The organism is Streptomyces sp. NPDC096311 (assembly GCF_044763085.1).
Lineage (GTDB): Bacteria > Actinomycetota > Actinomycetes > Streptomycetales > Streptomycetaceae > Streptomyces.
Window position 1 is genome coordinate 310,546 of record NZ_JBIWFN010000002.1, and the last position, 25,340, is coordinate 335,885.

The window sequence follows — 25,340 nt, forward strand, 5'->3', positions numbered from 1 at the left end:
CGACGCCCCGACCGACGCCCCGACGAGCGGGGCACCAGTGGCTCAGGCCGCCACCGCCTCGTACAGACTCCAGACGCCCAGCGCCAGCATCAGCATGGCCGCGACCTTGGTGATGAGCTCCAGCGGAACCCGCTTCATCAGGGCCTTGCCGCCGACGATGCCGAGTCCGGCCACCGCCCAGAGCGCGAGCACCGCACCGAGGCCGACCGAGAGCGGGTCGTCGTACCGGGCGGCGAGGTTCGCCGTCATGATCTGCGTGAGATCACCGAACTCGGCGACCAGGATGAGCATGAAGCCCGCCCCCGAGACCTTCCAGAAGCTCTGGTTCGCGGGATCGCGGATCTCCTCCTCGTCCTCGCCCTTCTTCAGGAGCAGCACGGCGGCACCGGCGAGGAACAGCACACCCGTGATCGCGTGCACGATCTGCTGCGGCAGCAGGGTCAGCACACTGCCCGCGGCGACGGCGAGCGTGACATGTACGGCGAAGGCGGCGGCGACGCCCACGAAGACGTACGAGGCGCGATAGCGGGTGCCGAGGACGAGCCCGGCGAGCGCGGTCTTGTCCGGCAGCTCGGCGAGGAAGACGACGCCGAAGACGAGCGCCATCACGGTGATGCTGATCAAAATCCCTCAATCGGTCGGGGCCGCCCCACCGAGAGTGCTGTGACTGCTGCGCGACACCTCGGCACGGCAGCACACATCGGCGCCCGCACGAGGACGTACGCGCGGACAGTGCACTGCTCTGCCGAAGGTCTCGCTGGCCGACCGTGACGGTCTGCCTCCGGGCGCCGGCTCAGACGAGCTGAGCAGTATGTCGACGGTCCGGCGAAGAGCTACTCCCCTTCTGCGCCACCCATCGTACGGGATGACGAAACGGGCCGGACAGGGCCGAAGGTCCCGAGCCCCTCGGACCGGCCACACCGCCGCACCTTCGGAGCCCGCCTTCCCCGATCCGCAGAAACCGATTACCCCGAACCCCTTGGCATGTCATGCACACGTCACTAACTTCTTACCTGCCTCACACCTTCCGGAAATGCGCCACCGCGAGCATGGGCCCGCTCGCCCCAACGTCCCCCCACCTCAAGGGAGTTCGCATGCCAAAGGTCTACGCGCGTCGACGGCTGAGCATACTCGCAGCCTTCACCGGCCTGATAGCCATGGTCGGGATTTTCAACGGCCCGACCGCCTCCGCCGCACTCCCCACCCCGGTCAGCGCCGCCACCGCGCGCACCTACCTCGCCTCGCTCACCGTGGCGACGGAGAACCGCACCGGCTACAACCGGGACCTGTTCCCCACCTGGATCACCATCAGCGGCACCTGCAACACCCGTGAGTACGTCCTCAAGCGCGACGGTTCGAACGTCGTCACCAACTCCGCCTGCACCGCCACCAGCGGCACCTGGTACTCGGTCTACGACGGCGCCACCTGGACCGCCGCCTCCGACCTGGACATCGACCACCTCGTCCCGCTCGCCGAGGCCTGGGACTCCGGCGCCAGCGCCTGGACCACCGCCCAGCGCCAGGCCTTCGCCAACGACGTCACCCGTCCGCAGCTCATCGCCGTCACGGACAACGTGAACCAGCAGAAGAGCGACCAGGACCCGGCCGAGTGGATGCCCCCGCTCAGCTCCTACGCCTGCACCTACGTCCGCGCCTGGGTCCAGGTGAAGTACTACTACAACCTCAAGGTCGACTCGGCGGAGAAGAGCAAGCTCAGCTCGGTCCTCAACGGCTGCTGATCCCCGCACCGATCCCCCCACGGCTCACCGCCGGTCCCCTCCCCCCCACGGAAACCGGCGCAGTTACCGGAACCTCCCCGCTCCTCTCCGTCGTTCCGTACCGTACGGGGCGACGGAGAGGGGTGATCACCTTGGCGGAGCTGCGCCTGGGACCGCTGCTGAGGTACGTCGACGGCTCGTCCGCGACCTTCTGGGTCGAGGCGAGCCGTCCGTGCACCGCCGAGGTGCGCTGCGCCGACGGCGCCCGCGGCTCGGCCCGCACCTTCCAAGTCGCCGGACACCACTACGCGTTGGTGCCGGTGAGCGGTCTGGCCCCGGGCACGGACACCACCTACGAGGTGCTGCTGGACGGCGTCGGCGTCTGGCCGCTGCCCGGCTCCCCCTTCCCACCCTCCGTCGTCCGCACCCGGGGCGAGGAGGACGCCGTCCGCGTCACCTTCGGCTCCTGCCGCTGGGCCGCGCCGCCCGCCGACGGGAAGGACCCGGTCGGACCCGACGCGCTGGACACGCTGGCGGCCCGTATCGCGGGCGAGCCCGGGAGCGAACGGCCGGACGTCCTGGTCCTGTTGGGCGACCAGGTGTACGCCGACGAGACCTCGAAGGCCACCCAGCGCTGGCTCGCCGCCCGCCGCAACCTCGCGGACCCCCCGGGCGACCAGGTCGCGGACTACGAGGAGTACACCCGCCTCTACTACGAATCCTGGCTCGACCCGGAAGTGCGCTGGCTGCTGTCGACCGTACCGAGCTGCATGATCTTCGACGACCACGACGTCATCGACGACTGGAACACCAGCGCCTCCTGGCTCGCCGACATGCGGGCCACGGCGTGGTGGCGCGAGCGGCTGCTGAGCGGACTGATGTCGTACTGGGTCCACCAGCACCTCGGCAACCTCTCACCGCGCGAACTCGCCGAGGACGCTCTGTACGCCGCCGTCCGCGAGACCCCCGACGGCACCGACGTGCTGAGCGCCTTCGCCGCCCAGTCCGACGCCGACCCGGCCTCCGTCCGCTGGAGCTACCGCCGCGACTTCGGCCGCGTACGGCTGCTGATGGTGGACACCCGGGCGGCCCGCGTGCTGGCCGAGGACCAGCGGGCGATGCTGGACGCGGGCGAGGAGCGGTGGCTGCGCGAGCAGGCGCTGGACGCGCCGGGCTCCTGCGACCACCTCCTGATCGGCACCTCACTGCCCTGGCTGCTCCCCCACCTCGTGCACGACGCCGAGACATGGGACGCCGCCCTGTGCCGGGGCGAACGGGGCGCGCGCTGGGCCCGGTTCGGGGAGAAGCTGCGCCGCCGGGCCGACCTCGAACACTGGGCGGCCTTCCCCGCGTCCTTCGCCGCGCTCGCGGAGCTGATCGCCGAGGCCGGTTCCGGACCGGACGCCCCGGCGACGGTGTCCGTGCTGTCCGGAGACGTCCACCACGCCTACATCGCCGAGCCTCAGTGGCCTTCCGGGACCCCTGGGACCCCCGGCTCCCCCCGCTCCCCCGACGCCCGTGTCCTCCAGCTGACCTGCTCTCCCGTCCACAACTCCATCCCCCTGTCCATACGGCTCGGCTTCCGCTTCGGGTGGAGCGCGGTCGGCCAGGCGATCGGGCGCCGGTTCGCCCGGCACGGCAAGTGCGACCGGCCGCCCGTCGACTGGCGCAAGACCGGCGGCCCTTGGTTCGGCAACCAGCTCATGACCCTGACGCTGCACGGACGTTCGGCCCGGCTGCGGCTGGAGCAGGCGCGGGCGGGGAAGGGCGGGGGCGCCGCCCGGCTGCGGACGGTCATGGAGTCCGAGATCGGTTCGTGAACGTCCACGGTCGTGCGCGGTCGCCCTCTGCCGCCTTCTGCTGTCGTCCTCCCTCGTCCGCTGCCGTTCCCAACACGCTTGTGAAGCAAGCGTGTCAGCCGTGCGAGAGGTGCGTGAGGGCCGCGTGAGGTACCCGTGACGCATCCCCCAGCGGGCGGCGATCCTCCCGCCCGGGGCTCGGTTCGGGTTCTCGCCGACGGCATGATGAGGCGGACCGTCCGCTTCCAGGGGACCTTCCCGTGGAGCTCCCCGCAGGCGGTTCGCCGTCATGCGCCCTCCATGCCCGGGAGTCACACCTTTGTCTGCAGTGAGCGCCGCGCCGTCCGGGACCACCCCTGCCGTCGATGTGTCCCTCGCCGTCGTCGGCGCGGGACCACGGGGCACCAGCGTCCTTGAACGCCTGTGCGCCTCAGCGCCGGAGCTGCTCCCGCCCGGAGCACGGCTGACGGTCCACGTGGTCGACCCGTCGCCACCCGGCCCCGGCCGCGTCTGGCGCACCGCGCAGTCGCCCCATCTGCTGATGAACACCGTGGCCTCGCAGGTCACCCTCTTCACCGACGACAGCGTGGACTGCTCGGGCCCGGTCCGCCCCGGGCCGAGCCTGCACACCTGGGCGGGCGGCGAGCTGGGCCCGGACGACTACCCGACCCGCGCGCACTACGGCCGCTACCTGGAGTGGGTGTTCGGCGAGGTGGCGCGCGCAGCGCCGCCCGGCGTGCGTGTCGAGGTGCACCCGGCGCGCGCGGTACGGCTCGACGACGACCCCGACGGCCGCCAGACCCTCACCCTCGACAACGGGCGCACACTGCCGGAGCTGTCCGCGGTCGTCCTCGCCCAGGGCCATCTACCGGCGGCCCCGGATCGCGCCCAACGCGACCTCACGGCGTACGCCGAACGGCACGGCCTGCGCCACATCCCGCCCGCCAACCCGGCGGACGTCGACCTCTCCGCCGCCGGACCCGCTCCCGGCGAACCGGTCCTGCTGCGCGGCCTCGGTCTCAACTTCTTCGACCACATGGCCCTGCTCACGACGGGCCGCGGCGGCCGCTTCACCCGCACCGCCGAGGGCCTGTGCTACCTCCCCTCCGGCCGCGAGCCCCGGCTGTACGCGGGCTCGCGCCGCGGTGTCCCGTACCAGGCCCGCGGCGACAACGCGAAGGGCCCCTACGGCCGCCACCTCCCCCTCGTCCTCACCGACGAGGTCATCGCCGGCTTCCGCAAGCGCGCCGACTCCGGTGAGGCGCCGGACTTCCTGGGCGAGATATGGCCGCTGATCGCGAAGGAGGTGGAGGCGGTCTACTACGAGGGGGTGTGCGCCGGGCGGTGGGAGCGTCCGAGGCTGCTGGAGTTCAGGGACCGTTTCCTCGCCGCCCCGCACCGGAGCCCTCAAGAGACCCGCGCCCTCGACGAGTTCGGCGTCCCGGAGGGCGAGCGCTGGTGCTGGGACCGCGTTTCGCGCCCGTACGCCGGCCGCGACTTCGCCACGCCCGGCGCCTGGCGCTCCTGGCTGCTGGCACATCTGCGCGAAGACGCCGAGCAGGCCGCGCTCGGGAACGTCGACGGTCCCCTGAAGGCCGCCCTGGACGTACTGCGCGACCTGCGCAACGAGGTGCGGCGGATCGTGGACCACGGGGGCCTGCCGGGCGGCTCGCGGCGCGACCACCTGGACCGCTGGTACACACCGCTCAACGCCTTCCTCTCCATCGGGCCGCCCCGCCGCCGCGTCGAGGAGATGGCCGCGCTGATCGAGGCGGGCGTCCTGGACGTTCCGGGCCCCCGGCTGGAGGTGCGGGCCGAGGACGGGGCGTGGGTCGCGCACTCCCCCGACGTGCCGGGCTCGACCGTGCGCGCGACGACGCTGATAGAGGCACGGCTGCCGGAACCGGACCTCAGACGGACGGGCGACGAGTTGCTCACCCGGCTGCTGAGGACGGGCGGGTGCCGTCCGCACACGAGCGACGGTTACGAAACCGGAGGACTGGACGTGACACCGCGGCCCTACCGTCTGAGGGACAGTCAAGGTCACGCGCACGCACGGCGGTTCGCCTTCGGGGTACCCACGGAGGGCGTGCACTGGGTGACCGCGGCCGGGGCCCGGCCGGGTGTGGATTCGGTCACGCTTTCGGACGCCGACGCGGTGGCGCGGGCCGCCCTGCGCGCGGCGACAGCGGAGACGGAAGCCCAAGCGGAATCCGGCCCATGGCTAAATGTTGAACTTGCAAGCATTGATTAGGTTCACCTAACCTTGGTGACTCACTCGGTTCCGCCCCCAGGATCCGGTTCCCCCACGGACCGGACCAGACCGAAGGAGTCCCCCACATGACCGACCGCCTCAACAGCGCTCAGCCGTACGCCATCGGCCTGTTCCGCATCGTCATAGGCCTGCTCTTCGCCGTGCACGGCGCCGCCTCGCTCTTCGGTGTCCTCGGCGGCGCGGCCGGCACCGACGGCGGCTCCATCCCGTCCGGCACCTGGCCGGGCTGGTACGCGGCCGTGATCCAGCTCGTCGGCGGCGCCCTGGTGCTGCTGGGCCTCGGCACCCGCGGCGCGGCGTTCATCGCGTCGGGCTCGATGGCGTACGCGTACTTCGACGTGCACCAGTCGTCGGCCCTGTGGCCGATCCAGAACGGCGGCGAGCTCCCCGTGCTGTTCTGCTGGGCCATGCTGCTGCTGGTCTTCACCGGCTCCGGCGCGCTCGGCCTCGACCGGCTCTTCGCCGGGCGCACGGCCGCGTCCCGTACGGACGAGCGGGCCTCGGAGCCCGTCGCGGCCTGACCCGGCCGCCACTCGTGACGGCGCCCGCCTCCCTCACCCGGAGGTGGGCGCCGTCCCGGCGACCCGCCCTGGCCCGGGCCGTCCCCGCGACCCGCCCACGCTCAGGCGGTCCCGGCGACCCAGCCGAACGGGACGGTGAAGCACGCCAGCCGCGTACCTCCCGCGCCCGGCCCGTCGTAGAGCACGACCGAACCGGCCCCGCCCGGCCGGAAGCCCCAGTCGTGCCGGGTCCTCGCCTCACCCGTCCCGTTCGCGTCGGCGGTGAAGTCCAGCCACACCTCGTTGTCGGGATCGGTGTGAGCCGGGTCCTCGCGGTGCTGGTAGACCCCGCCCGCCGCGGCCGGATCGGCGGCGCAGGACTTCTGGTGCACCCGCGCCCCGAACGCGTGGCCCGCCTTCACTCCGGTCACCCGCAGCCGTACGGTCGTCGCGCCCCGCTCGTCCATCAGCTGGCTCACCTCGATCCCGCCGGCCGCCGGAACGGCCTGCATGTCGTACGTCAGTGCCGCCGACGGGAGGAAGGCGCCGGGCGGCGCGAACCGCGCGTCCGTCGTCATCCAATAGCCGTCCGCTCCCGCGCCGCCGCCCACCGTCAGTACGGCCGACGCCAGGGCACCGGCGATCATCCCTGCCACCATCGTTGTCCCACTCCTCCGGCACTCGTCCCCGCCCTGACTTCACCCCTCCCCTACTCGCTCCCGCCGTGAGGAGCACATGAACCCCCAGTGACCCTCCTGTCACACCCGCCGCGTACGCTGTATGGCTGTCACAGGCCGCCTGCCGCTCCCCCGCGACGTAGCGGCGAGGTCGTGCCAACGGGGGAGTACAGGGGAGTTTCGGTGTTGGAGAGTGTGGGGCCGCTGACGGGCAGCCCATGGATCTACGCGGCGGTGGCCGTCTCGGTCCTGCTGGACGTCTTCCTGCCGGTCCTGCCGAGCGGCGTCCTCGTCATCACGGCGGCCACGGCAGCGGCGGCGGGCTCCGCGGGGGCCGCCGTCGGGCAGGCGGTGCCCAACATCATGGCGCTCACCCTCTCCGCGGCCACCGCCTCGGTCCTCGGCGACCTGGTGGCCTACCGGCTGGCGTGGCGCGGCGGCGAACGCCTGGACCGGGCCATAGCCCGCTCGCGCCGGCTGTCCCGCGCGCAGGAACGTCTCGGCGCGGTCCTCGCGCGCGGCGGCGGCGCCCGGGGCGCGCTGGTCGTCCTCGCCCGCTTCGCGCCCGCCGGACGCTCGGTCGTCTCACTCGGCGCGGGCGCGGCCCACCGTCGGGTCCGCGAGTTCCTGCCGTGGTCGATCGTGGCGGGCCTGGCCTGGGCCGCCTACAGCGTCGCCCTCGGCTACTTCGGCGGCCAGTGGCTGGGCGCGAGCTGGTTCGCGACCGGGGTGTCGTTCCTGGCGCTGTTCGGCGCGGGGGCGGGCGCGGCGTACCTGATGCGCCGTCCCGAACCCCAGGAGTCGGGCACCAGCGCCTGACCTGCGGCCCTGAGGAGCGCGCGGGGGGCTATCCGGCGCGCTGGGGCTGAGCGGCCCCGCGTACCTCCAGGCCGTCCAGCAGTTCGGCGGTGGCGGCGGCGATCGCCTCGACCGCGCGGTCGAACACCTCACGGTTGTGGGCGGCCGGGGCGCGGAAGCCGGACACCTTGCGGACGTACTGGAGGGCGGCGGCCCGGACCTCCTCCTCGGTGGCCTCTTCGGGGAGCACGGGCGGGCGGAGTGTCTTGATGCTGCGGCACATGCGTCCAGTCTCGCGCATACCGGTGGGAACCCGGGGCGTCGATTCCGTTGCCGTAGCGGGATGATCTACATCGAGGCGGCCACCTTCCGGGGCCGACCGACGAGAGGATCGAACAGCCATGACCAAGGACCAGCCGAAGGACCAGTCGAAGGATCGGGCCGGGGAACGTTCGACCGTGGCGGTACTGGGCCCGGGCGGCGTCGGCGGACTGCTGGCGGCGCTGGTGGCGCGGGCCGGACACCGGGTGATCTGTCTGGCCGGGGACGAAACGGCGCGGGCGCTGCGCACGGACGGCATCCGCGTCCGCAGCGGCCGGTTCGGGGACTTCACGGCGGCCGTGGAGGCCGACACCGAACTGCGCGAACCGGTCGACGCCTGCCTGATCACCGTCAAGCACACGGCACTGGACGCGGCCCTGGAGCGGGTACGGCCGGAGGTGCTCGGCGACGGCCTGCTGGTCCCGTTCCTGAACGGTGTCGAACACCCCGCGACGCTGCGCGCCCGCTACGGCGCCGCCCGTGTCGCCCCCGCCGTCATTCGCGTCGAGTCGACCCGGACCGCACCCGGGGTCATCGAACACGGCAGCCCCTTCGCCGAGATCGACCTGACCGGCGAGAGCGTGCCGCGCGGCCGACTGGACACGCTCGCCGGGGTGTTGGCGGCGGCCGGCCCGGCCATCCGCGTACGGGACGACGAGGCGTCGACGCTGTGGGCGAAGATGTCGTTCCTCGCGCCGTTCGCGCTGCTGACGACCCGTTACGGGGTGCCGCTGGGCGAGGTCCGTACGCGCCACCGGGAGGAGTTGACGGCCCTGGTCGCGGAGACGGCCGCCGTCAGCGGGGCGTGCGGCGGCCCGGCGGACCCGGCCGTGGCCCTCGCCCGCTACGACGCCTTCCCGCCGGACACCAAGTCCTCCATGCAGCGCGACGCCGAGGCGGGCCGTCCGCTCGAACTGGACGCGATCGGCGGCGCGTTGCTGCGGGCCGCGGACCGGCACGGGGTGGCCGTGCCGGTGGCACGGAGGCTGGTGCGGGAGCTGGAGGAGCCGGCGGGCGACCGCCGCCACTGAGACCGGCTACGGCTCACCCCGGCCACGGTTCACCCCGACCATGGTTCACCTGGCGCGCGGCTCAGGCGTGGGTCTTGGCCAGCACTTCCAGGATCTCGTCCGTCGTGCCCGTCTCACCGAGACGCGGGAAGATCCGCTCGACGCTGTTGCGGTGGGTCTCGGCGTCCATGTCGGACATCGCGTCGGTGGCCAGGGTGACGTGGTAGCCGTGCTCGTGGGCGGCGCGGGCGCTGGACTCGACGCCGATGCTGGTGGCGATGCCGACCAGCACGATCTGGGTGATCCCGCGGCGGCGCAGCTGCAGGTCGAGGTCGGTGCCGTAGAACGCGCCCCAGTTCCGCTTGGTGACGACGATGTCCTCCGGGTGACCGGCGAGCTCGTCGACGAGGACGTCCCAGCCCTCCGGCCAGACACGGGGGGCGCGGGCGGGGCCGTCGATGCGCCCGTGGACGCCGTCCGCGCCGTCGGCGGCGGCGGTGACCCGGACGAGGACGACGGGGAGGCTCTGCTCGCGGAACGCGTCCGCGAGCCGGGCCGCCCGCTCCACGACCTCGGCGGCCGGGTGCGGGGCGAGGCCCGGGTTCCCGGCGATGCCGTTCTGCAGGTCGATGACGACGAGCGCGGTCTTCGGGTCGAGCGTGGTGACAGCCATGGTCAGGCCTTTCGGGGGGTGGAGGGCGCGAGGGTGCGCAGGGATCGGTCGAGCAGGGTCACCGCCAGGAGCAGCGTGGCTCCGGCGAGCATGAAGAGGGCCAGGTCGTGCAGGCCCCCGGTGTCGGCGCCCTGGGGGAAGACGGCCGCGTCGGCGGCTGAGGCGACCATCGCGCCGAGGTACATGAAGGTGCGCAGGAGTCCGGCCGCGGAGCCCATACGGGCGGGGTCGGCCTGCCGGTAGAGGGCGTTCTGGTTGGCGAGGCCGTTGAGGCCCTGCGGGACGCCCATGACGATCCCGACGGCGCCGAGCAGCCAGATCGCACTGCCGGAGTTCGCGCCCAACAGCGCGGCACACCCGGCGATCTGGACCAGACTGCCCACGACGAGCTTGCCCCGGATCGCCTCGCGGCGCCCGGTGACGGCGGAGACGGCCAGCGCGCTGAGCGACAGGGGCAGCAGGACGAGTCCGGCGGTGGCGGCGGACAGCTCCCGCCCCTCCTCCAGCCACTGTGTGAAGCCGTACAGGAACGCGTACGCCGTCGTGAAGCTGAGGAATTGGCGCAGGAAGGTCGCGAGCATGGGGACGTTGCCGCCGAGCACCCGCAGATCGATGAACGGCTCCGCGACGCGAACCTCCCGCAGGGCGAAGGCCGTTGCCGCGCCGACGGCGAGGACGAGCAGCCACCAGTGGTCGGCCCGAGGTTTCATCAGGAAGAACATGAGGGCGGCGAGCAGGCCGGCGAACAGCGCCATGCCGAGCGGATCGACGCTGCGCCTCTCCCGCCGGCCGCCCGGGCTCTTCGGCAGCCGCAGCACACCGAGGACCAGACAGGCCACCGACAGCGGCACGTTGACGAGGAAGATGGTGCGCCAGCCGCCCACACCGATCAGCAGTCCGCCCAGGGTGGGGCCGACGACGGCGACGGTCTGGGCGGAGACGGCGAGCGCGGTCAGTACTCCGGCCGGGCTGTCCCGCCCGGTGCGCTCGGCCTCACTGCGGGTGAGGCTCATCGAGGCGGGGTACGCGGCGGAGGTGCCGACTCCGAGCAGCACCCGGGCTGCGACCAGCGCGCCGAGGCTCGGAGCGAAGGCGCCGAGCAGCCCGGCGATCCCCACGAGCGCCGTCCCGATGAGATAGAGGCGACGGGGTCCGTAGGTGTCCACGAGCCGTCCGATGACGGGCTGCCCCACGGCGGTGGCCAGGTAGAGCCCCGTGACCAGCCAGGCTGTCTGCGCGGGCGGTGCCCCGAGCGCGGCCCCGATCGGCACCAACGCCACCGCGATCATGGCGGAGTTGATGGGGTTCAGTACGGATCCGAGGACCATCGGGGCGATCAGCCGCCGGTCGAAGGAGTCCGCGGGGCGGGGGCGCGAGGGCCTATCGGAGCGAGCGAGTCCGGATATCTTGGGCATCACGGCCGGGTGAGCCGGTCCAGTACGGCCATGGCCTCGATGACGGTCTGCCGCTCGGCCTCCGTGCAGCGGTCCTCGAAGGCCCGGGCCAGCCACTCCGCACGGGCCTGCCGGGTGCCCTCGATGCGCTCGCGCCCCGCGTCGGTGAGCGTGACGAGCTGCCGCCGGCCGTCCCCGGGGTCGGGGTTGCGCGCGATCAGCCCGTACTGGTCGAGCGCGGCGAGCGTGGCGGCCATCGACTGCGGGCGCACCCCCTCGGCGGCCGCCAGTCCACTGGCCGTCGCGGCGCCGCTCTTGCTCACCAGCGTGAGCGCGGACACCTGGGAGGGCGTGAGGTCCTGCGTCTCCCCCTGCGTCTCGGCGACCTCCCGGATCCGCCGCCGCAGCCGGTTGAAGGCGACCCGCAGATCCCGCGCGGCACGGGCGGCGGACCCGGAGATCCCGTCGACACCGAGGCCGTCATCGGCGTCAGCGGCCCTTGGGGTGCCGCTCGAGGCCTCAGTGGCGTCCGCGCCTTCGGTGCCGTCCCTGCTGTCGTCCATGCCCCCACGCTAGAACCTTCAGTCCAGACTGTCCAGTTCAGACTGTGCAGCCTGGGCTGAGCGATTCCGTCGATACGAGGAGGCGACGGAGCCGAAGAGAAAACCACGGGCGCTTCCCGCCCGCCCCGGGCAGGATGTGCCCCCGTGAACCACATCCTGTGCGGGCTCGCCGCCAACCCGGCCCTCCCCGCCGAGCTGGTCGACCGGCTGATCACGGTCGCGGACGACGAGATCGCCACGGAGCTCGCCGCCCGCCCGGACCTCGGCCGCGCCCAGGCACTCGCCCTGGCCGCCCGCGACGAGGACATCGCCGTACACCTCGCGTACGAGGGACGGCTGACGTCCGCCGACATCGATCCCGTGGCCCAGCCGCAGGCCGCGCTCGCCCTGCTCGACACGGGGGCCGGCCTCCCGCAGTGGGCGCGCCGCCTCGCGACGGATCCGGTCACCGGGCGCCGCGAGAAGCTGGCCGCCTGCCCGGACCTTCCCCCCGATGTGACGGACACACTCGCCGCCGACTCCGAGATCGCGGTGGTGGCCGAGCTCGCGCTGTGGACCACTCCGGACATGGCCGCCCGGCTCGCGCGACACCCGCATGCGGAGGTCCGCCGCGCAGTGGCGGCCAACGAGGCGACACCACCGGCGGTACTGGAGATGCTGCTGACCGGGGACGGGCTGCCTCCGGCGCGGCGCTGCCTGGTCTGCGACCGAGAGCGGACTCCGGCCGCCCACGCCCACGCTCACCCACACCCACACCCGCACTCGCACTCGCACTCGCACTCGCACTCGCACCCGGCCGACGACCTGCCGCGGGGCGCGTTCTGCACCGGTTCCCACGAGTCCACGGTGCACGAGATGCGGCGGCAGGCGCTGAGCAACCCGGCCACGCCCGCCCGGGCCGCCGCCGGCTTCGCCGGCCATTCCTCGGCGCTGCTGCGCTGGTCGCTCGCCGCCCGCCCCGATCTGTCCCCGGAGGTATGGGGTCGGCTGGTCGACGACCCGCTGCCCGGCATACGGGGCGACCTCGCCGAGAACCCCGCGCTCGACGCCACCCACCTGCGCGCGCTGGCCACCGACGTGGACCCCGATGTTCGGCGCAGACTGGCCCACAATCCCCGTGTGCCACTGGACCTGCTCACCTCCTTGGCGGGCAACACCAAGATCGGCGCGACCCTGCTGCCGCGGATCGCCGCCGCCACCCCCGCCGAGGTCGAGAGCCTGGCCGAGTCTCCCGACCCGGCCGTACGGATGCTCCTGGCCGCACGACGTGATCTGCCGCCCGGAACACGCGACGCGCTGGCCGCCGACACCGACGCGAAGGTGCTCAAGTCCATCGCCCCTCACCCCGGCCTCACCGAGGCCCGGTTGCGCGACATGATCGACCGTCACGGAGTCCGGGTGCTGGCCAAGGTGGCGACGAACCCGGACGCGTCGCCGGCCCTCCTGGAGCACGTGACGAGACACGACCCACCGGTCCAGAAGGCGTTCCGCGAGGTGGCCCGCCACCGCAACGCGACGGCACCGTCCCTGCTCGCCTGCCTGACCGACCGACAGGCGCGACCGATGGCCGCCGCCCACCCGTCCCTGCCCGTACCGGTCGTCGTCGAACTGCTCGGCGACGCCGAGGGGCGCGTGGCGGAGGCGGCCGCGGCCAACCCGTCACTGCCGCCGGCCATGATGCTGAAGCTGATCCCCTGACCCCGCCGGGGCGAGGAACGGCTCCAGCAGGCCGAGGAGCCGGTCCGGGCGGTGCAGCGGGATGATGTGCCCACAGTTCTCGATGACGTGGCCGGTCAAGTGATCGGTCACCGGCCGCAGTTGCTGTTCGAGCGCGCCGCCCACGGGGTGGGCGCCGATGGCCATGGTGGGCACGGTCAGCCGGACCGTACAGACGGCTTCCTGGATCTGCCGGGCACTTTCAGGCAGGGCCCGGTAGTACGAGAAGGCGCAGCGCAGGGCCTCGGTCCCGGTGTACGCGTGGACGAAGGCGTCGCGGACGGCGGGATCCACGCCCTGCCCGAGGGTGCCCGCGTCGAGGAACCAGTCGATGTACCGGTCCTCGTGCCCGGTCAGGACGGATTCCGCGAGGCCGGGTTCCGCGTGGAAGCCGAACCACCACGGCGCGCCGTCGGCGAGGAACTCCTCGGCGCCCGGCAGCCTGCCCACCAGCGACTCCATGACGACGAGTCGCCGGACGAGGTCGGGGCGGCGCAGGGCGAGCAGGAAGGCCGGCGGGGTGCCCGCGTCGATGCCGACCACGGCGGCCGAGGTCTCTCCGAGGGTGTCGAGCAGGGCTTCGGCGTCGGCCGCGAGCGTACCGGCGTCGTAGCCGCCCGCCGTGCGCGCGCTCGCGCCGCATCCGCGCAGGTCCGGTGCGATGACTCGGTAGCGCCCCGCGAGCCTGTCCAGGACGTGGGTCCACAGCTGCCAGGTGTGCGGGAAGCCGTGGAGCAGCAGAACGGCCGGGCCCTCACCGGCCACGGCCACGTTGAGTTCGACGCCGTTGACTTCGACCTGCCGGAGCGCGACGGACATGAGACCTCCAGGTGCGGGGGGGGTCACCATTGGTGACAACCAAACGCTAGGTAACTAGCCTGGAGACGCCAAGACCGCACTTCCACGACAGGCAGTGAGCCCCAGGTGACCCCCTCATGACCCCTTCTCCGCCACAGCCCCGCGACGGGACTCGCGGGGATCTGTTCGATCCGCAGTGCCCGACCCGTCGCCTGCTCGACCGGATCGGTACGAAGTGGATGTCGATGGCCGTCAAAGTGCTGGCGGAGGCGTCCCCGGAGGAGGTGCGCTTCGCGGAACTGCAGCGCAGGATGCCCGGGGTCTCACAGAAGATGCTGTCGGTCACCCTCCAGGGCATGACCCGCGACGGCCTGGTCGGCCGCAGGGTGGAACCGACGGTGCCGCCGCGCGTGTACTACCGGCTCACTCCGCTCGGCCTGTCACTGGAGGGCCCGCTGGCCATGGTCAGGGCCTGGGCCGAGGAGCACATGGCCGAGGTGGACCGGGCCAACGCGCGCGGCCGCGAACTCGCCGACGACGACTGACCGTTCGGGCCGCCACGACAGGACGCCGTCCGCCGTGGACGCCCCACCCGTTCGCGTGAAGTCCCCGAAGGAACTCGCACCTCAAATTCGAACAGGCGTACCATTGCCGCGTGGCTGCGACCTATGACTTCCCGAGTGACCTCCTGGCAGGCCAGGAGGAGCTGCATCAGGTCCGGGCGGAGCTCCTGGCCCTGCTCAAGAGGCTCCCCTGGTCGGTGGAGCCCCTGGACGGCTTCAGCGACGACAAGGGCTGGCGCAAGGTGGAACGCCCCGCCTCCCCCGGCTGGACACCCGACGAACAGGCCGAGGTCGAGAAGCTCCGCCAACGTGAACGAGAACTCGCCGTCTTCGTCACCTGCCACCGCTTCTGGTCGGAGGTCGCCCCACCGGACACGGTGGACGCCCGCGCGAAGCTGAAGCACACCCACGAAGGCCCGCCACAAACGTCGTAATTCCGTGTCACTCCGGGTGCGAGGGAGCCTCCGCGCGGCAACAATGAGTCACCGGCGTTGACGCGGAGGTACTCATGCCCATGCTCCTCATCGAAGGCGACTACCGGATCCTGAACGCGAAACCGGACGGCGACACCGTCCGCTTCGACCCGCACGACGCGGCCTTCTGGTACGAGATCCCCGGCACGCACAAGATCGACAAGACCCACCGGAACAGCCGTGGCGGCGCCAACCTGCGGCTCGACGCGATCGACGCGCTGGAGACCCACTATCTGGGCACGGGTCCGCACGAGGTGCACCAGCCGCTGGACCTCGGCGCCCACGCCGCCCGGGACGAGCTGCTGAGCTGGCTCGGTTTCACCACCGTCCAGCACACGGGCGAGAAGGTCACCGCCAGCACCCCGGAGAGCGTGCCCGGTTTCATCCTGGCGAGCGCGATCGACGTACACAGCCGCTGCGTCGCGCTGGCCGGTCGCGGCGCACCACCCGCGGGCAAGAAGAGCGGCGACTGGATCAACGTGGACGTACCGCTGCTCCGCACCACCGCCAACCACCACCTGCTCACGCTCGGCCTGGTCTTCCCGACCTTCTACTCGGACCTCTTCCCCGACCTGCGCACCGAGCTGACCGCGGTGTCCCAGCAGGCGAGGTCGGCGGGCCTCGGCGTATGGGCCAAGGACACGACGACCACCGGGGCGGCGATCACCGGCCTGTCCTCCCTCACGGACGACCTGGTGCTGCTCCCGAAGCTCTTCCGCCGCCTCGCGGACCACCTGCGCTTCGCGCCCGACTCCTCGCTGGACTGCTTCCCCAGCTACCTCTTCGGCGGCGCCGACCGATTCCGCATCCTCTCCCAGGGCCCCACCGCCAAGACCCTCACCGGCCTGCACCACGTGGTCGAGGTCGACGGCGGGACGGTACGCATGACCCACCCGATCGAAGACCTGGTCTTCGCCGAGGAATGACGAGGCCGGACGTCCGACCATCAGGGCTTCAGAAGTCCGCCCACCCACCAGTCACGCGGTTCACCCCTGACCACGGTGCGATGGCGCAGGGTTCCCTCGACGGTGAAGCCGAGCTTCTCGGCGAGTGCGCGGGAGGGCACGTTCCCGACCATCGCCCACCACTCGATCCGGTGTGCCCCGAGCACGGCGAAACCCCAGTCGCACAGGACCCGGGCCGCTTCCGCGGAGTACCCCCGGCCGCGCTGCTCCTTGGCCGCCCAGTAGCCGAGTTCGTAGACCCCCTCGGAGAGCCTCGTCAGACAGAACGAACCGACCAGCGCACCGTTGTCCGACCGGAAGGCACCCAGAATGTGGTCGCGATCCCCGGCCCAGCCCTGGGACGCGGTCTCCCCGACGTACTTCTCGGCATCCTCACGCCGAAACGGTGACGGCGCCGGCGTGTAGTACTGGATGTCCTCGTCCTGACAGGCCGCGTACACCGCGTCCGCGTCGGAGGGGCCGAAGGGCCTGAGCAGAAGTCGCGCGGTCTCCAGAGTCACGGGATCCATGGCCGCAGTATGGCCAGCACCCACCAGCGCAACCACCGAATTCCCGGGACCCACGGATCCCGCTACGGCATGCCCGGCACGGTCCTGATCCAGCGGCGGAGCACCAGGCAGGAGATCACGGGACCCACCACAAGGGCGCACAGCCAGAGGAACATGGTGAAGGGGGAGATCGCGTAGTACTGCACACGCTCAGGCAGGAGCGCCACCAGCCCCAGGCCCACGACGAGAACCGCCCACGTGCCGAGAACGACAAGTACGGCCTTGGACACGATGACTGCGACACGCATGGCGGATGAGGATAGCCAAGAAGACCAAGGCCCAGGCCCCCCGGGTTCCCCCGGCCGGCCTCGGCCCTTCTCGCCTCCTGAGACTGGTCCCGCAGACAGGCTTCCCTCGGGCGTGGCGGCAGATGGTCACGAACCGGTGGCGGTGGAGAAGCACAGGCGCAGACTGTCGCTGGTCCAGTCACAGTTGAACTCGATGCCGGCTGCCCGGCCGATTCGGATGACGATGTTTGCGGCAGCACCAGCCGTGAGCCGAGAGGCCGGGTCGTGGATCGGGTGCTTGTCCTGGGTCGCGCTCTCGGTCATCCATGCGTACCCGTCGGTCCGCACGAACAGCGGTCCCTCGGTTCGGCCTGCTGCGCGCAAGCCGCCGAGCAGCTCTTGAGTGGCTGCTACCACGCAGTTCGTGGGGTCAGCGCGGTGCGGCGACAGGGAAATCAGGTCGTCTCGCTCCCGATCCTGTCGGCGGATCTTCACCACCAGGCTTGCGCTTGTGGCGGTCATCGGCGACATCAAGTGCGACGAGTTCGGACACTGTCGCATCGCAGGCATGACCGAGCAGGAGCAGGGCGGCACCGCGAGAGCCGGGGATCGTCGGCGAGACCGCCGCCAAGGCAGCATGCAGGGCAGCCGGGATGGCAGCTGTCGCGGTGAGGTCGGGCTCAGTCACGACATCTCCTCACGGATCACGATCTCCGCTCAGCATGGCGGTCACCCCATGGCTGACGTCATCATGACCGGTGCAATCGTGGCCGACCACCGCATTAGGGGTTCGACCCGCGCCCGCTCTTGCTGTTGCCGTCGACTGTGCCATGGGTGGACATGGATGTCGTCCCACTGCACGACGCTCGGCACGGCTGCACGACCCTGATCACCGCCGCCGGGGTGGCGCCACGCGTCGTAACGGAGATCCTGGGGCACAGCCGGATCGCCGTCACGACGAACGTCTACGCCCACGTGGTCCAGGACACGCAGCGCGAGTAGCCCCGGCGCCGATGCCAGATCCGGATGTCAAAGACCCCCAGCCATGATCGGCTGGGGGCCTTCTTCCTGGTGGGCGCGGACGGTTTCGAACCGCCGACATCCGCCTTGTAAGGGCGGACGTGATCGGCGATGGAGCTCCCCAGGTCACTCCAGCTGTATCGGCAGCCCAAGCGAACCGCGCATCTCGACCGCAGCGAGCCCTCGTCGACCGTGGTTGACCGCACAATGTGGCACGGCTGTGGCACGTTCCGAACGACGGAGCGCTTAGAAGGCGCTTTGCCCGTACGCCTGTGGCTGGGCCCTGACCTGGGTAATCACCCGCCCCGGCGACGGCTTACCACCCGACTTCGACACGCATTCGACACGGCCCGGACTACTCGTAGATGGCCGCCGCTCGCAGAGCTCGTGCGAAGAACCTCCAGTCACCGCTGGCCGGCAGCTCGTGGCCGGTGTTGCCGTACCAGCCGTCCGCGTCGTCGATCCATGCCGCCAAGGCCTCCAGGAAGCTCGGGAGGTCCGGGTTCTCCCATGAGCCTCCATCCTCGCCGTGGCTGCGATGCAGGGAACGAACGAAGGCTGCCAGGTCTTCTCTGCTGTCGACGTGCTCAGGAGAAGTAGTCACGCCCGGGACCTTACTTGGCGCACCGGCTCCGGGGCCTGGTGAGCACCGCCTTGTAAGTTCGATCCGGCTGCGGCGTTGATCCTGCTGGGCTGCCTCTGCCTCGCCCTGCCAATTCCCGGGAAGGCCGCATGAGTCCAGCCTTGTCTGCCCTCGTTGATGTCAACCCTGGATGTCAGCCTGCTCGTTCAGGCCGAACCAGGTCAGGCAATCCGGCAGGCCTTCGATCACGACCGGGACCCGTTGGCGATCTTGCCACTGCTCAGCGGTGAGTCGAAGCCTTTGCAGCACTGCAGGCCTGCCCCGTACAGCGTGACGCTCGATCCCGTCGCCGCGGTAGCCCAGCTTGCGCGATACCCCCAGCGAGGCCGAGTTATCGACGTATGCCCCTGAGATGGCCTGCTGCGCACCGAGTCCGGCGAACGCCAGGTGCAGGACCGCCGCGCGCATCTCTGTTCCCAGGCCGTGCCCGTGGTACGTCCTACCGAGCCAGGAGCCGGTACCTACTTCACGGCGTACTGTGAAGTCCCGGGCACTGATGCCCTGGGTCCCCACAACGACGCCGTCGCGTAGGACCACCAAGTTCAGGTCCCAGTCCTCCGGCTTCCACGCGGCCCAGCAGCGCCAGTGGTACTGGAGGACGCTCTGGGCCCGCTGCTCCGGCGCGACATCAGTCCATGCCACGGTGAATGGCTGCACCGCTGGATCGTGAACCCCAGCGGCTGCCAAGGAAGCCAGCTCGACAAGCTCATCCGAGTCCGGCAGTCGGAGCTCCAGACGCCGGGTGGTCAACCGCAGCCCTGCAAGAGGCCAATGGGATACCAAGCTCATGACCAGGAATTGTTCCCGCTCCGATCGGCCGTGATCAAGTTATATAGATGGCTTGTAACTGGGGAAAACGGAGCCCCAGTTCGGAAGATCGCGTAACCGCATGGGGCGTGACCTGGTGGGACGCTGACCTGGACGTTCTCTGGGCGCGCGCCGCTGTTCCCCGTGGTTCCCCGCCGGTCGCCGTCCTATCAGACACGCAGAGGGCACGTGTGTCCGAGATGCTCGTCCTGGTACCGGATGGGGCCTCAACGCCGCGCGTGGCGGATCTTCAACCGTCCAAATCCCATAGCTCCGGAGATCCGGATCCTCGGCCCGCCGGGGCGGGAACGCCGACGGGTCTTGTAGAGCAGGTCCTTCCACCCGGTCTGCAGACCCTCGACGTCGACGATCGCGTCGCGAGGCACCGTGATCTTGGCTCTGCCGGTGCCGAGTTGCAACTCGATGTCGACTACCGCATGCTCGATGACCGCCCGGGACAGGTCCAGGTGCACCCTTCCGAATGCGGACTCAACCTTGAGGCTCCGAGGTACCCGCCATGGGCCGCGCCGCTGGATCCGTCCGCTGGCGGCGGCAATCGTGGACGTGGTGCCCGCACTCTCCTCCGGGAGCGAGGCCAGAGCCGACACGAGCTCGTTGCGCGTCTTGGCAGTAAGCACCTGGTGGAGGTCTTCGTCCATCTCCTCGTGCGAGATGTGCCCTTCGGCGTACGCCTCCTGTAGACGCTGCACAGCCGCGTCGCGGTCGTCTTCGCTGATCAGTGACGGCAGATCTTCCGGCAGAGAGGCCACCGTCTCACTCTAGTGCCGTGCCGGTGATGCGAACACGCCAAGGTCGGCGGAACGACTTTGGCCGGGGGCTGCTTCGGCGCGAGTGATCATGGCCCCGCAAGCTTCCGGCGAGTCGGGCAGTCTGTGGACCTGCCCGTTAAAGCACGACGTTGGGGCCATGATCTTCGAGGCTCGTGCCAAAGCGGCTGGCCAAAGTCGTGGAGCCGACCGCCCCAGGCCACTCGTCGGTGCGGGCCGCGCTGGTCTATCAGCACCTCGTCAACGGCCGCGACCACGAGATCGCCGACTACGTGGACGGGCAGATCAGGAAGGTGAAGCGGCCCCGGCGCGGCCCATCTGGCACGCAAGTGGCACGGCGCCGAAGGGTCGCCGAGAAAGATCAAGGCCCAGATCTCCGGGTGGTCACCCGGAGATCTGGGCCTTTCTCGTGTCCTGAGACTGGTGGGCGCGGACGGTTTCGAACCGCCGACATCCGCCTTGTAAGGGCGGCGCTCTACCGCTGAGCTACGCGCCCAGGACGAGTCGACAGCCTACATTGCCCGGGGGGATGCCCCGCAAACCCGTATCCGGGGGTTAACCCCACCTCCGGTCCGGGAGCAGCCCGGATCCCCCGGCGGACCCCGGAACCGTACGGTCGAAAGGCGTCGAAGGGCATCGGAGCGCGTCGGCGCTACATTCCAGGGGGAGATCTTCATGGCTCGGACTCGGACACGGACAGCCGCGCGGACCGCGGCCGTCGCCGGTGGCGTCGTCGCTCTCGTCGCGACCGCCGCAGGCTGCGGGGCGAGTGCCGGGGACGACAGGCATCCGGAGCATCGGGCGTTCGCGCTGCACGGTCGTACGCTCACCGTGGACTCGGACGACTCCGCGCTGGAGCTCGTGGTCGCCGGGTCGGCCGAGGCGGACGACGTCGAGGTCACCCGGTGGTTCCAGGGGCACACCGTCGTCGGTGGGGATCCCCGCGTGACCTGGGCGATGAAGGACGACCGGCTGACGCTGCGGATGAAGTGCTCCGGCGTGGTCGCCGACTGCAGCGCCAAGCACCGGATCGTCGTGCCGCGCGGTGTCGCGGTGAAGGTCGTGGACGGGGACGGGAGCGTACGGGCGGAGGGGTTCAAGGAGGCGCTCGGGATCCGTACGTCGGACGGGAGTGTCCGCGTGACGAACTCCTCCGGCGCGCTGGACCTGCGGACCGCCGACGGCTCGATCCACGCCCTCGGCATCGCCGCGCGCCACGTGCGCGCCCAGAGCTCGGACGGGTCCGTACAACTCGAACTCGGCGTCGTGCCCGACCTGGTCGAGGCCCGCAGCCAGGACGGTTCGCTCACCATCGGGCTGCCTCACGACACGTACCGGGTGACGGCCGAGAGCGGGGACGGATCCGTGCGGGTGTCCGTGCCCCGGGACCCGGCCAGTTCGCACGTGGTGTCCGCCCACGCGAGCGACGGAAGCATCACAGTACGAACCGCGAACTAACCGGCCCGTGTGTTCGTCCTTAACCGGTGGGAGAATGAACCGGGCAGGGCGGATGACAGCACGGGAGAGGGATGTGACGGCGACACCTTCAGAGCCGTACACGCCGTTTGCGCCACGCGCGCAGTCGGTACGCCGTCAGCCCCATCGATACCGTGACGTGCTGACCCTCGTCACCCTCCCGCTCCTCGCCGCCCTCGTCCTGCCCGCGGCCTTCGCCGGTGGCGGCACCCGGCGCTGGTTCGGCGGGCGCGCCGAGAGTCAGCGGGCCGAGGCGCAGGCCGCGAAGGACGCCGCCGCGGCGGCGTTCTACGAGCTGGACACCGCCCAGCGTGATCTGCGGATCTCGATCGAGACCATCACCGCCGTCGACGACTCCCCCGCGGCCCGCCGCGCTGTCTCCGACTTCGAGGCGCTGGGCCGGCGCATCGACGAGGCCAGTGGGAAGTACATCGAGGCCGTCGACGCCCACGACCTCGACCGGGACGAGCTGGAGGCCTCGGTCGCCACCCGCGCCCGCGCCGAACTCACCGCCGCCAAGGACCAGCTGGGGCGGGTCAAACAGGACCTGGACCGGTTCGGCCAGGGACTCGCGCCGCTGCTCGGGAAGGCCGAGACGCAGCTCGCCCGGCTCGCGCCCGCCGTCGAGCGCGCCCGCCAGGCCCTGCTCGCCGCCTCGAACGCCCTCGATGCCGTACGCAGGACAGGGCTCGCAGCCGATGATCTGGCCGGCCGGCTCGCCGCGCTCGGGCCCGAGCTGACCAAGCTCAACCAGGGGGCCGGACAGCACGGCGTACCGGAGACGCTGGAGCGTGCCGAGCGGGTCTCGCGGGAGGCCGGGGCGGTGCGCGCGGAGGCCGAGCGGCTGCCGGAGCGGGCCGCGGAGATCGACCACCGGCTGGTGTCGCTGCGCACCCGCGCCCAGGCGCTGACCACCCGCGCCGGGCAGGTGGAGCCGGTGCTGAGCGAGCTGCGGCGCCGGTTCGCGGCGGCGTGCTGGCAGGACCTGCAGCACGTACCGGAGCAGGCCACCGAGAACGTACGGCAGGCAGAGCTGAAACTGAAGGAGGCGCAGGCCGCGCGCGACGCGCAGCGCTGGCCGGACGCCACCTCGCTGCTGTCCACGGTGCGCGCGCTGCTGAACGGGACCGACGAGGCCGTGTCGGCGGCCGGCGGCCGGCTGCGACGGCTGAACGCCGTGTCCAAGGACCCCCAGCAGGAGATCGACCGCACCCGCTTCGCCATCCGGGACGCCCAGCGCCTGGCCATGGCGGGCCGCAACACCCCGGATCCGCGGCACGCCCGCCCGCTCGACGACTCCGTCGCCCGGCTGGAGCGTGCCGTCGCCGCGCTGGAGGGGCGCCACCCCGACTACTGGCACTTCCTGACCGAGACGGAGGCGGTGCGGGCGACGGCCGCCCGGGTGGTCTCCCAGATCCGCGAGGAGCGCGGCGGCCCGGTCTGAGCCGGCGGTCCCGGTCCCCGAGTACCGCCGATGCCGGTCTCCGATCCCGGTCTCCGGGGCCGGTCGTCCCGGCCTTCGGTACCGGCGATCCCGGTCCCCGGTGTTGGCGGTCCCCCGCTTCCGGGCGGATGCTGGGTTGTACGTACGGCCTCCGCTAGCGGAAGAGGGAGGCGGACATGGCCACGCACGTACTTCGTCCCGGAACCCGACGACGCATCGCCTTCGACGACCATCTGCCGGTGGATCACCGGCTGAACACGTTCTACCGAATCGGCGCGGGCCTGATGGGCCTCTTCCTGCTCGCCTTCGGCATCCTGGGCCTGACCAACAGGGTCGGCTTCTTCACCACCCACGGGGACACGGTGATGGGGCTGAACACCAACGGCTCGCTCAGCGTGCTGTCCATCTGCGTGGGGCTGCTGCTGTTCGTGGGCATGGTGATCGGCGGGAACTTCGCCTCGACGCTCAACATGGTCTTCGGCGTCCTGTTCATCCTCAACGGCTTCCTGAACCTGGCGCTGCTGGACGGCCGCTACAACTTCCTCGCCTTCCACATCCAGAACGTGCTGTTCAGCTTCGTGGTCGGCGTCCTGCTGATGTTCTTCGGGATGTACGGGAGGGTCGGCTCGGCCCTGCCGCACGACAACCCGTACTACAAAGCCCGCCACCCCGAGGAGACCGAGCGGGCGGAGCGGATCCGGGCGCTGCAGGAGGCGGCCTCGGCAACGGCCCTGCAGCAGTCGCACAGGGCCGAGCCGACGCCCAAGGCCGTGGGCGGCACGGAGACCAAGGCAGCGGAAACCACCAAGGGGGCGGAATCCGAGGCAACGGAATCCAAGGCGGCAGAGTCCAAGCCGTCGGAGACCAGGGCCGCCGAGCCGCCCAGGACCACGGACCCCTAGGTCACCTCAGGTGACCAGGTGATCAGGTGATCAGGTGCGGTACGCGTAGTACGCCGAGGTCGGGTACGACGCGATGATGCTCGACAGCGACCGGCGGTAGGTGTCGGCGTCGTGGTACGTCAGGTACGGAATGCCGCTGGAGCTGCGGTAGGACGTGATCATGGTGTGGTCCTTGGACCCGTCCCTGTCGAAGTCCATCTGCAGGACGTCACCGACGTCCATCTGATAGACGTTCGCCAGCGGCGTGGTGCGCTTGGCGGTCTGGGTGAACCAGGACCACTCGTTCACGCCCGCCCAGGAGTCGGACTGGCCGTTGGCGACGTAGTACCAGGTGTCGTACTCCTCCGGAGTCACGGTGCTGATCGGCTGCCAGCCGCCCGCCAGCAGACTCTGGCTCACGAAGTTGGTGCAGTCGCCGCCGACCCCGTTGAACTTCCGGTAGGCCGTGTTGTAGTTCTTCCAGTACTTCTCGGCGTAGGTCGCCATCGCCGCGTAGTTGTACGCGCCTCCGGTGAGCTTCTTGGGGTTGGCGGGCGCGGGATACGTGGTCGCTGCCGGGGGGGCGTCGACAACGGCCATCGGGGTCCTGCGCGCGGGGGTGGCGTTGACGGGTTCGTTGACCTGGTGGGCGCCCTTGTCGGTCGTACGCAGGCCCGAGAGCTTCCAGGTGCCGTCCGGCTGGGCGGCGAAGGTCAGGACGTGGTGCGCGTCGAAGCCCGTGGTGTCGGGTTCGTCGCCGCGGATCTTCTTGTACGTGAGGACGGTGGTCTCGGTGACCCAGGCGGTGGCCACCTTGCCCCACCTGCGCGTCCTGTCGACGGTGACCTTGGTGTCGGCGGCGGTGTAGGCCTCACCCAGCGCCGCGAGGCGGGAGCGGGTGCCGCGGAGGGAGGTCAGCGCGGTGTCCTCCGTCTTCGTCAGCGCGGCGGTCAGCTTGACGCCTCCTGTCGACTTCGACGCGAGGGCCGTGCGGGGTGCCGCCGGGCTCTTGTCGAGGAGGGCCGCCGTGCGGTCGGTGAGCACGGCGTCCGCCATCCGGCCGAACGCGTCGGCCGTCGCCCGGTTCACGGTGACGGACGCGGTCGCCGCGTGGGCGGACGAAAGGGGCAGCAGGACCGCGGAGACGGCGATCGCCGTCAGGGTCGAGCATCGGCTCAACATCTTCGTTCTCACTGATGATCTCCTTACACCCGATCAGATACCGGGGAAGGAATCTTTACACGTCCTCCTCAACTGTGGTGA

At 71.1% G+C, this 25,340-nt stretch carries 27 protein-coding genes, 1 tRNA gene and 1 pseudogene; 14 read left to right on the top strand and 15 right to left on the bottom strand.

Going from position 1 to position 25,340, the window contains the following annotated elements; all coding sequences use genetic code 11:
* Positions 1-42: 42 nt before the first annotated feature.
* Positions 43-624, bottom strand: a complete 582-nt coding sequence (locus ACIRA5_RS06005) for a TMEM165/GDT1 family protein (protein WP_403687745.1) — start codon at positions 622-624, stop codon at positions 43-45.
* Between the two features lie 470 nt (positions 625-1,094).
* Between ACIRA5_RS06005 and ACIRA5_RS06010 the strand changes: the two genes are divergently transcribed.
* The 4 genes from ACIRA5_RS06010 (at position 1,095) to ACIRA5_RS06025 (ending at position 6,313) form a co-directional block, all read left to right on the top strand.
* Entirely contained in the window at positions 1,095-1,739 is a 645-nt protein-coding gene (locus ACIRA5_RS06010) for an HNH endonuclease family protein (protein ID WP_403687747.1), read from the top strand.
* A 131-nt stretch (positions 1,740-1,870) separates the two neighbouring features.
* Positions 1,871-3,538, top strand: coding sequence for an alkaline phosphatase D family protein (locus ACIRA5_RS06015; protein WP_403688599.1), 1,668 nt, complete (start codon positions 1,871-1,873; stop codon positions 3,536-3,538).
* Positions 3,539-3,806: 268 nt separating this feature from the next.
* Positions 3,807-5,771, top strand: a complete 1,965-nt coding sequence (locus ACIRA5_RS06020) for an FAD/NAD(P)-binding protein (protein ID WP_403687750.1) — start codon at positions 3,807-3,809, stop codon at positions 5,769-5,771.
* Positions 5,772-5,857: 86 nt separating this feature from the next.
* On the top strand, positions 5,858-6,313 hold the full coding sequence (locus ACIRA5_RS06025) for a DoxX family protein (RefSeq protein ID WP_403687753.1): 456 nt from the start codon (positions 5,858-5,860) through the stop codon (positions 6,311-6,313).
* A 101-nt stretch (positions 6,314-6,414) separates the two neighbouring features.
* Here ACIRA5_RS06025 and ACIRA5_RS06030 read toward each other — a convergent pair whose 3' ends face one another.
* A complete protein-coding gene (locus ACIRA5_RS06030) occupies positions 6,415-6,951 on the bottom strand; it encodes a superoxide dismutase family protein (RefSeq protein WP_403687755.1) in 537 nt (178 codons plus the stop codon).
* Positions 6,952-7,152: 201 nt separating this feature from the next.
* Here ACIRA5_RS06030 and ACIRA5_RS06035 point away from each other — a divergent pair, with 201 nt between their 5' ends.
* Positions 7,153-7,788, top strand: coding sequence for a DedA family protein (locus ACIRA5_RS06035; protein WP_403687757.1), 636 nt, complete (start codon positions 7,153-7,155; stop codon positions 7,786-7,788).
* A 28-nt stretch (positions 7,789-7,816) separates the two neighbouring features.
* Here the strand turns inward: ACIRA5_RS06035 and ACIRA5_RS06040 are convergent, their stop codons facing one another.
* Positions 7,817-8,050, bottom strand: coding sequence for a DUF2277 domain-containing protein (locus ACIRA5_RS06040; protein ID WP_403687759.1), 234 nt, complete (start codon positions 8,048-8,050; stop codon positions 7,817-7,819).
* A 118-nt stretch (positions 8,051-8,168) separates the two neighbouring features.
* On the opposite strand from ACIRA5_RS06040, the gene ACIRA5_RS06045 reads away from it, so the two are divergent.
* Positions 8,169-9,119, top strand: coding sequence for a ketopantoate reductase family protein (locus tag ACIRA5_RS06045; protein ID WP_403687762.1), 951 nt, complete (start codon positions 8,169-8,171; stop codon positions 9,117-9,119).
* 61 nt (positions 9,120-9,180) lie between these two features.
* Here the strand turns inward: ACIRA5_RS06045 and ACIRA5_RS06050 are convergent, their stop codons facing one another.
* From ACIRA5_RS06050 to ACIRA5_RS06060, 3 genes are read right to left on the bottom strand one after another with little or no spacing between them, the layout of a single operon-like run.
* Positions 9,181-9,771: a hydrolase gene (locus ACIRA5_RS06050; protein ID WP_403687764.1), complete on the bottom strand. Its 591-nt coding sequence runs from the start codon at positions 9,769-9,771 to the stop codon at positions 9,181-9,183.
* Between the two features lie 2 nt (positions 9,772-9,773).
* Complete coding sequence (locus ACIRA5_RS06055) at positions 9,774-11,186, bottom strand: MFS transporter (protein WP_403687767.1); 1,413 nt, start codon at positions 11,184-11,186, stop codon at positions 9,774-9,776.
* The gene (locus tag ACIRA5_RS06060; protein WP_403687770.1) at positions 11,186-11,728 is read right to left on the bottom strand and encodes a MarR family winged helix-turn-helix transcriptional regulator; all 543 of its coding nucleotides are present in this window, start codon (positions 11,726-11,728) and stop codon (positions 11,186-11,188) included. Before ACIRA5_RS06060 ends, ACIRA5_RS06055 begins: the two co-directional genes overlap by 1 nt.
* Positions 11,729-11,872: 144 nt before the next feature.
* On the opposite strand from ACIRA5_RS06060, the gene ACIRA5_RS06065 reads away from it, so the two are divergent.
* The gene (locus ACIRA5_RS06065) at positions 11,873-13,426 is read left to right on the top strand and encodes a hypothetical protein (RefSeq protein ID WP_403687773.1); all 1,554 of its coding nucleotides are present in this window, start codon (positions 11,873-11,875) and stop codon (positions 13,424-13,426) included.
* On the opposite strand, the gene ACIRA5_RS06070 is transcribed toward ACIRA5_RS06065, so the two are convergent.
* A complete protein-coding gene (locus ACIRA5_RS06070) occupies positions 13,388-14,263 on the bottom strand; it encodes an alpha/beta fold hydrolase (protein WP_403687775.1) in 876 nt (291 codons plus the stop codon). The genes ACIRA5_RS06065 and ACIRA5_RS06070 overlap by 39 nt on opposite strands.
* Before the next feature lie 116 nt (positions 14,264-14,379).
* On the opposite strand from ACIRA5_RS06070, the gene ACIRA5_RS06075 reads away from it, so the two are divergent.
* From ACIRA5_RS06075 to ACIRA5_RS06085, 3 genes are all read left to right on the top strand, one after another.
* Positions 14,380-14,787 (top strand): winged helix-turn-helix transcriptional regulator, encoded by a 408-nt coding sequence (locus tag ACIRA5_RS06075; protein WP_403687778.1) that lies wholly within the window; start codon positions 14,380-14,382, stop codon positions 14,785-14,787.
* Between the two features lie 110 nt (positions 14,788-14,897).
* Positions 14,898-15,239: a hypothetical protein gene (locus ACIRA5_RS06080; protein ID WP_403687781.1), complete on the top strand. Its 342-nt coding sequence runs from the start codon at positions 14,898-14,900 to the stop codon at positions 15,237-15,239.
* A 74-nt stretch (positions 15,240-15,313) separates the two neighbouring features.
* Positions 15,314-16,204, top strand: a complete 891-nt coding sequence (locus tag ACIRA5_RS06085; RefSeq protein ID WP_403687784.1) for a nuclease — start codon at positions 15,314-15,316, stop codon at positions 16,202-16,204.
* A 20-nt stretch (positions 16,205-16,224) separates the two neighbouring features.
* Here the strand turns inward: ACIRA5_RS06085 and ACIRA5_RS06090 are convergent, their stop codons facing one another.
* From ACIRA5_RS06090 to ACIRA5_RS06100, 3 genes are all read right to left on the bottom strand, one after another.
* Positions 16,225-16,752 carry a GNAT family N-acetyltransferase gene (locus ACIRA5_RS06090; RefSeq protein WP_403687786.1) on the bottom strand — a complete coding sequence of 176 codons (528 nt, stop codon included), beginning with the start codon at positions 16,750-16,752 and terminating at the stop codon, positions 16,225-16,227.
* A 62-nt stretch (positions 16,753-16,814) separates the two neighbouring features.
* Positions 16,815-17,039 (bottom strand): hypothetical protein, encoded by a 225-nt coding sequence (locus tag ACIRA5_RS06095; RefSeq protein ID WP_352045705.1) that lies wholly within the window; start codon positions 17,037-17,039, stop codon positions 16,815-16,817.
* A gap of 126 nt (positions 17,040-17,165) precedes the next feature.
* Positions 17,166-17,540, bottom strand: coding sequence for a hypothetical protein (locus ACIRA5_RS06100; protein WP_403687789.1), 375 nt, complete (start codon positions 17,538-17,540; stop codon positions 17,166-17,168).
* 324 nt (positions 17,541-17,864) lie between these two features.
* Here ACIRA5_RS06100 and ACIRA5_RS06105 point away from each other — a divergent pair.
* A pseudogene (locus tag ACIRA5_RS06105) lies at positions 17,865-18,020 on the top strand (tyrosine-type recombinase/integrase); the annotation flags it as partial.
* A 373-nt stretch (positions 18,021-18,393) separates the two neighbouring features.
* Here the strand turns inward: ACIRA5_RS06105 and ACIRA5_RS06110 are convergent.
* The 4 genes from ACIRA5_RS06110 to ACIRA5_RS06125 all read right to left on the bottom strand — a co-directional run bounded on the left by ACIRA5_RS06110 (position 18,394) and on the right by ACIRA5_RS06125 (position 20,772).
* Complete coding sequence (locus tag ACIRA5_RS06110; RefSeq protein WP_403687791.1) at positions 18,394-18,642, bottom strand: hypothetical protein; 249 nt, start codon at positions 18,640-18,642, stop codon at positions 18,394-18,396.
* A gap of 159 nt (positions 18,643-18,801) precedes the next feature.
* Positions 18,802-19,470, bottom strand: a complete 669-nt coding sequence (locus ACIRA5_RS06115; RefSeq protein WP_403687794.1) for a GNAT family N-acetyltransferase — start codon at positions 19,468-19,470, stop codon at positions 18,802-18,804.
* Between the two features lie 245 nt (positions 19,471-19,715).
* Positions 19,716-20,258, bottom strand: a complete 543-nt coding sequence (locus tag ACIRA5_RS06120; RefSeq protein WP_403687796.1) for a DUF1707 domain-containing protein — start codon at positions 20,256-20,258, stop codon at positions 19,716-19,718.
* Positions 20,259-20,697: 439 nt separating this feature from the next.
* Positions 20,698-20,772 (bottom strand) — tRNA-Val (locus ACIRA5_RS06125).
* Between the two features lie 179 nt (positions 20,773-20,951).
* Here ACIRA5_RS06125 and ACIRA5_RS06130 point away from each other — a divergent pair.
* The 3 genes from ACIRA5_RS06130 to ACIRA5_RS06140 all read left to right on the top strand — a co-directional run bounded on the left by ACIRA5_RS06130 (position 20,952) and on the right by ACIRA5_RS06140 (position 24,098).
* A complete protein-coding gene (locus ACIRA5_RS06130) occupies positions 20,952-21,734 on the top strand; it encodes a DUF4097 family beta strand repeat-containing protein (protein ID WP_403687798.1) in 783 nt (260 codons plus the stop codon).
* A gap of 73 nt (positions 21,735-21,807) precedes the next feature.
* Entirely contained in the window at positions 21,808-23,196 is a 1,389-nt protein-coding gene (locus ACIRA5_RS06135) for a hypothetical protein (RefSeq protein WP_403687800.1), read from the top strand.
* A gap of 176 nt (positions 23,197-23,372) precedes the next feature.
* Complete coding sequence (locus ACIRA5_RS06140) at positions 23,373-24,098, top strand: DUF4383 domain-containing protein (RefSeq protein WP_403687803.1); 726 nt, start codon at positions 23,373-23,375, stop codon at positions 24,096-24,098.
* Between the two features lie 30 nt (positions 24,099-24,128).
* Here the strand turns inward: ACIRA5_RS06140 and ACIRA5_RS06145 are convergent, their stop codons facing one another.
* Positions 24,129-25,259, bottom strand: a complete 1,131-nt coding sequence (locus tag ACIRA5_RS06145) for an amidase domain-containing protein (RefSeq protein WP_403688601.1) — start codon at positions 25,257-25,259, stop codon at positions 24,129-24,131.
* Positions 25,260-25,340 lie beyond the last annotated feature (81 nt).

Excerpts from the sequence above, each read along its gene's own strand:
- ACIRA5_RS06040 (WP_403687759.1), bottom strand. The coding sequence starts at position 8,050 with ATGTGCCGCAGCATCAAGACACTCCGCCCGCCCGTGCTCCCCGAAGAG.
- ACIRA5_RS06140 (WP_403687803.1), top strand. The coding sequence starts at position 23,373 with ATGGCCACGCACGTACTTCGTCCCGGAACCCGACGACGCATCGCCTTC.
- ACIRA5_RS06130 (WP_403687798.1), top strand. The coding sequence starts at position 20,952 with ATGGCTCGGACTCGGACACGGACAGCCGCGCGGACCGCGGCCGTCGCC.
- ACIRA5_RS06020 (WP_403687750.1), top strand. The coding sequence starts at position 3,807 with ATGCGCCCTCCATGCCCGGGAGTCACACCTTTGTCTGCAGTGAGCGCC.
- ACIRA5_RS06025 (WP_403687753.1), top strand. The coding sequence starts at position 5,858 with ATGACCGACCGCCTCAACAGCGCTCAGCCGTACGCCATCGGCCTGTTC.
- ACIRA5_RS06055 (WP_403687767.1), bottom strand. The coding sequence starts at position 11,186 with ATGCCCAAGATATCCGGACTCGCTCGCTCCGATAGGCCCTCGCGCCCC.
- ACIRA5_RS06145 (WP_403688601.1), bottom strand. The coding sequence starts at position 25,259 with ATGTTGAGCCGATGCTCGACCCTGACGGCGATCGCCGTCTCCGCGGTC.
- ACIRA5_RS06010 (WP_403687747.1), top strand. The coding sequence starts at position 1,095 with ATGCCAAAGGTCTACGCGCGTCGACGGCTGAGCATACTCGCAGCCTTC.
- ACIRA5_RS06115 (WP_403687794.1), bottom strand. The coding sequence starts at position 19,470 with ATGAGCTTGGTATCCCATTGGCCTCTTGCAGGGCTGCGGTTGACCACC.
- ACIRA5_RS06095 (WP_352045705.1), bottom strand. The coding sequence starts at position 17,039 with ATGCGTGTCGCAGTCATCGTGTCCAAGGCCGTACTTGTCGTTCTCGGC.
- ACIRA5_RS06100 (WP_403687789.1), bottom strand. The coding sequence starts at position 17,540 with ATGACCGCCACAAGCGCAAGCCTGGTGGTGAAGATCCGCCGACAGGAT.
- ACIRA5_RS06070 (WP_403687775.1), bottom strand. The coding sequence starts at position 14,263 with ATGTCCGTCGCGCTCCGGCAGGTCGAAGTCAACGGCGTCGAACTCAAC.
- ACIRA5_RS06045 (WP_403687762.1), top strand. The coding sequence starts at position 8,169 with ATGACCAAGGACCAGCCGAAGGACCAGTCGAAGGATCGGGCCGGGGAA.
- ACIRA5_RS06060 (WP_403687770.1), bottom strand. The coding sequence starts at position 11,728 with ATGGACGACAGCAGGGACGGCACCGAAGGCGCGGACGCCACTGAGGCC.
- ACIRA5_RS06090 (WP_403687786.1), bottom strand. The coding sequence starts at position 16,752 with ATGGATCCCGTGACTCTGGAGACCGCGCGACTTCTGCTCAGGCCCTTC.
- ACIRA5_RS06030 (WP_403687755.1), bottom strand. The coding sequence starts at position 6,951 with ATGGTGGCAGGGATGATCGCCGGTGCCCTGGCGTCGGCCGTACTGACG.
- ACIRA5_RS06050 (WP_403687764.1), bottom strand. The coding sequence starts at position 9,771 with ATGGCTGTCACCACGCTCGACCCGAAGACCGCGCTCGTCGTCATCGAC.
- ACIRA5_RS06085 (WP_403687784.1), top strand. The coding sequence starts at position 15,314 with ATGCCCATGCTCCTCATCGAAGGCGACTACCGGATCCTGAACGCGAAA.
- ACIRA5_RS06075 (WP_403687778.1), top strand. The coding sequence starts at position 14,380 with ATGACCCCTTCTCCGCCACAGCCCCGCGACGGGACTCGCGGGGATCTG.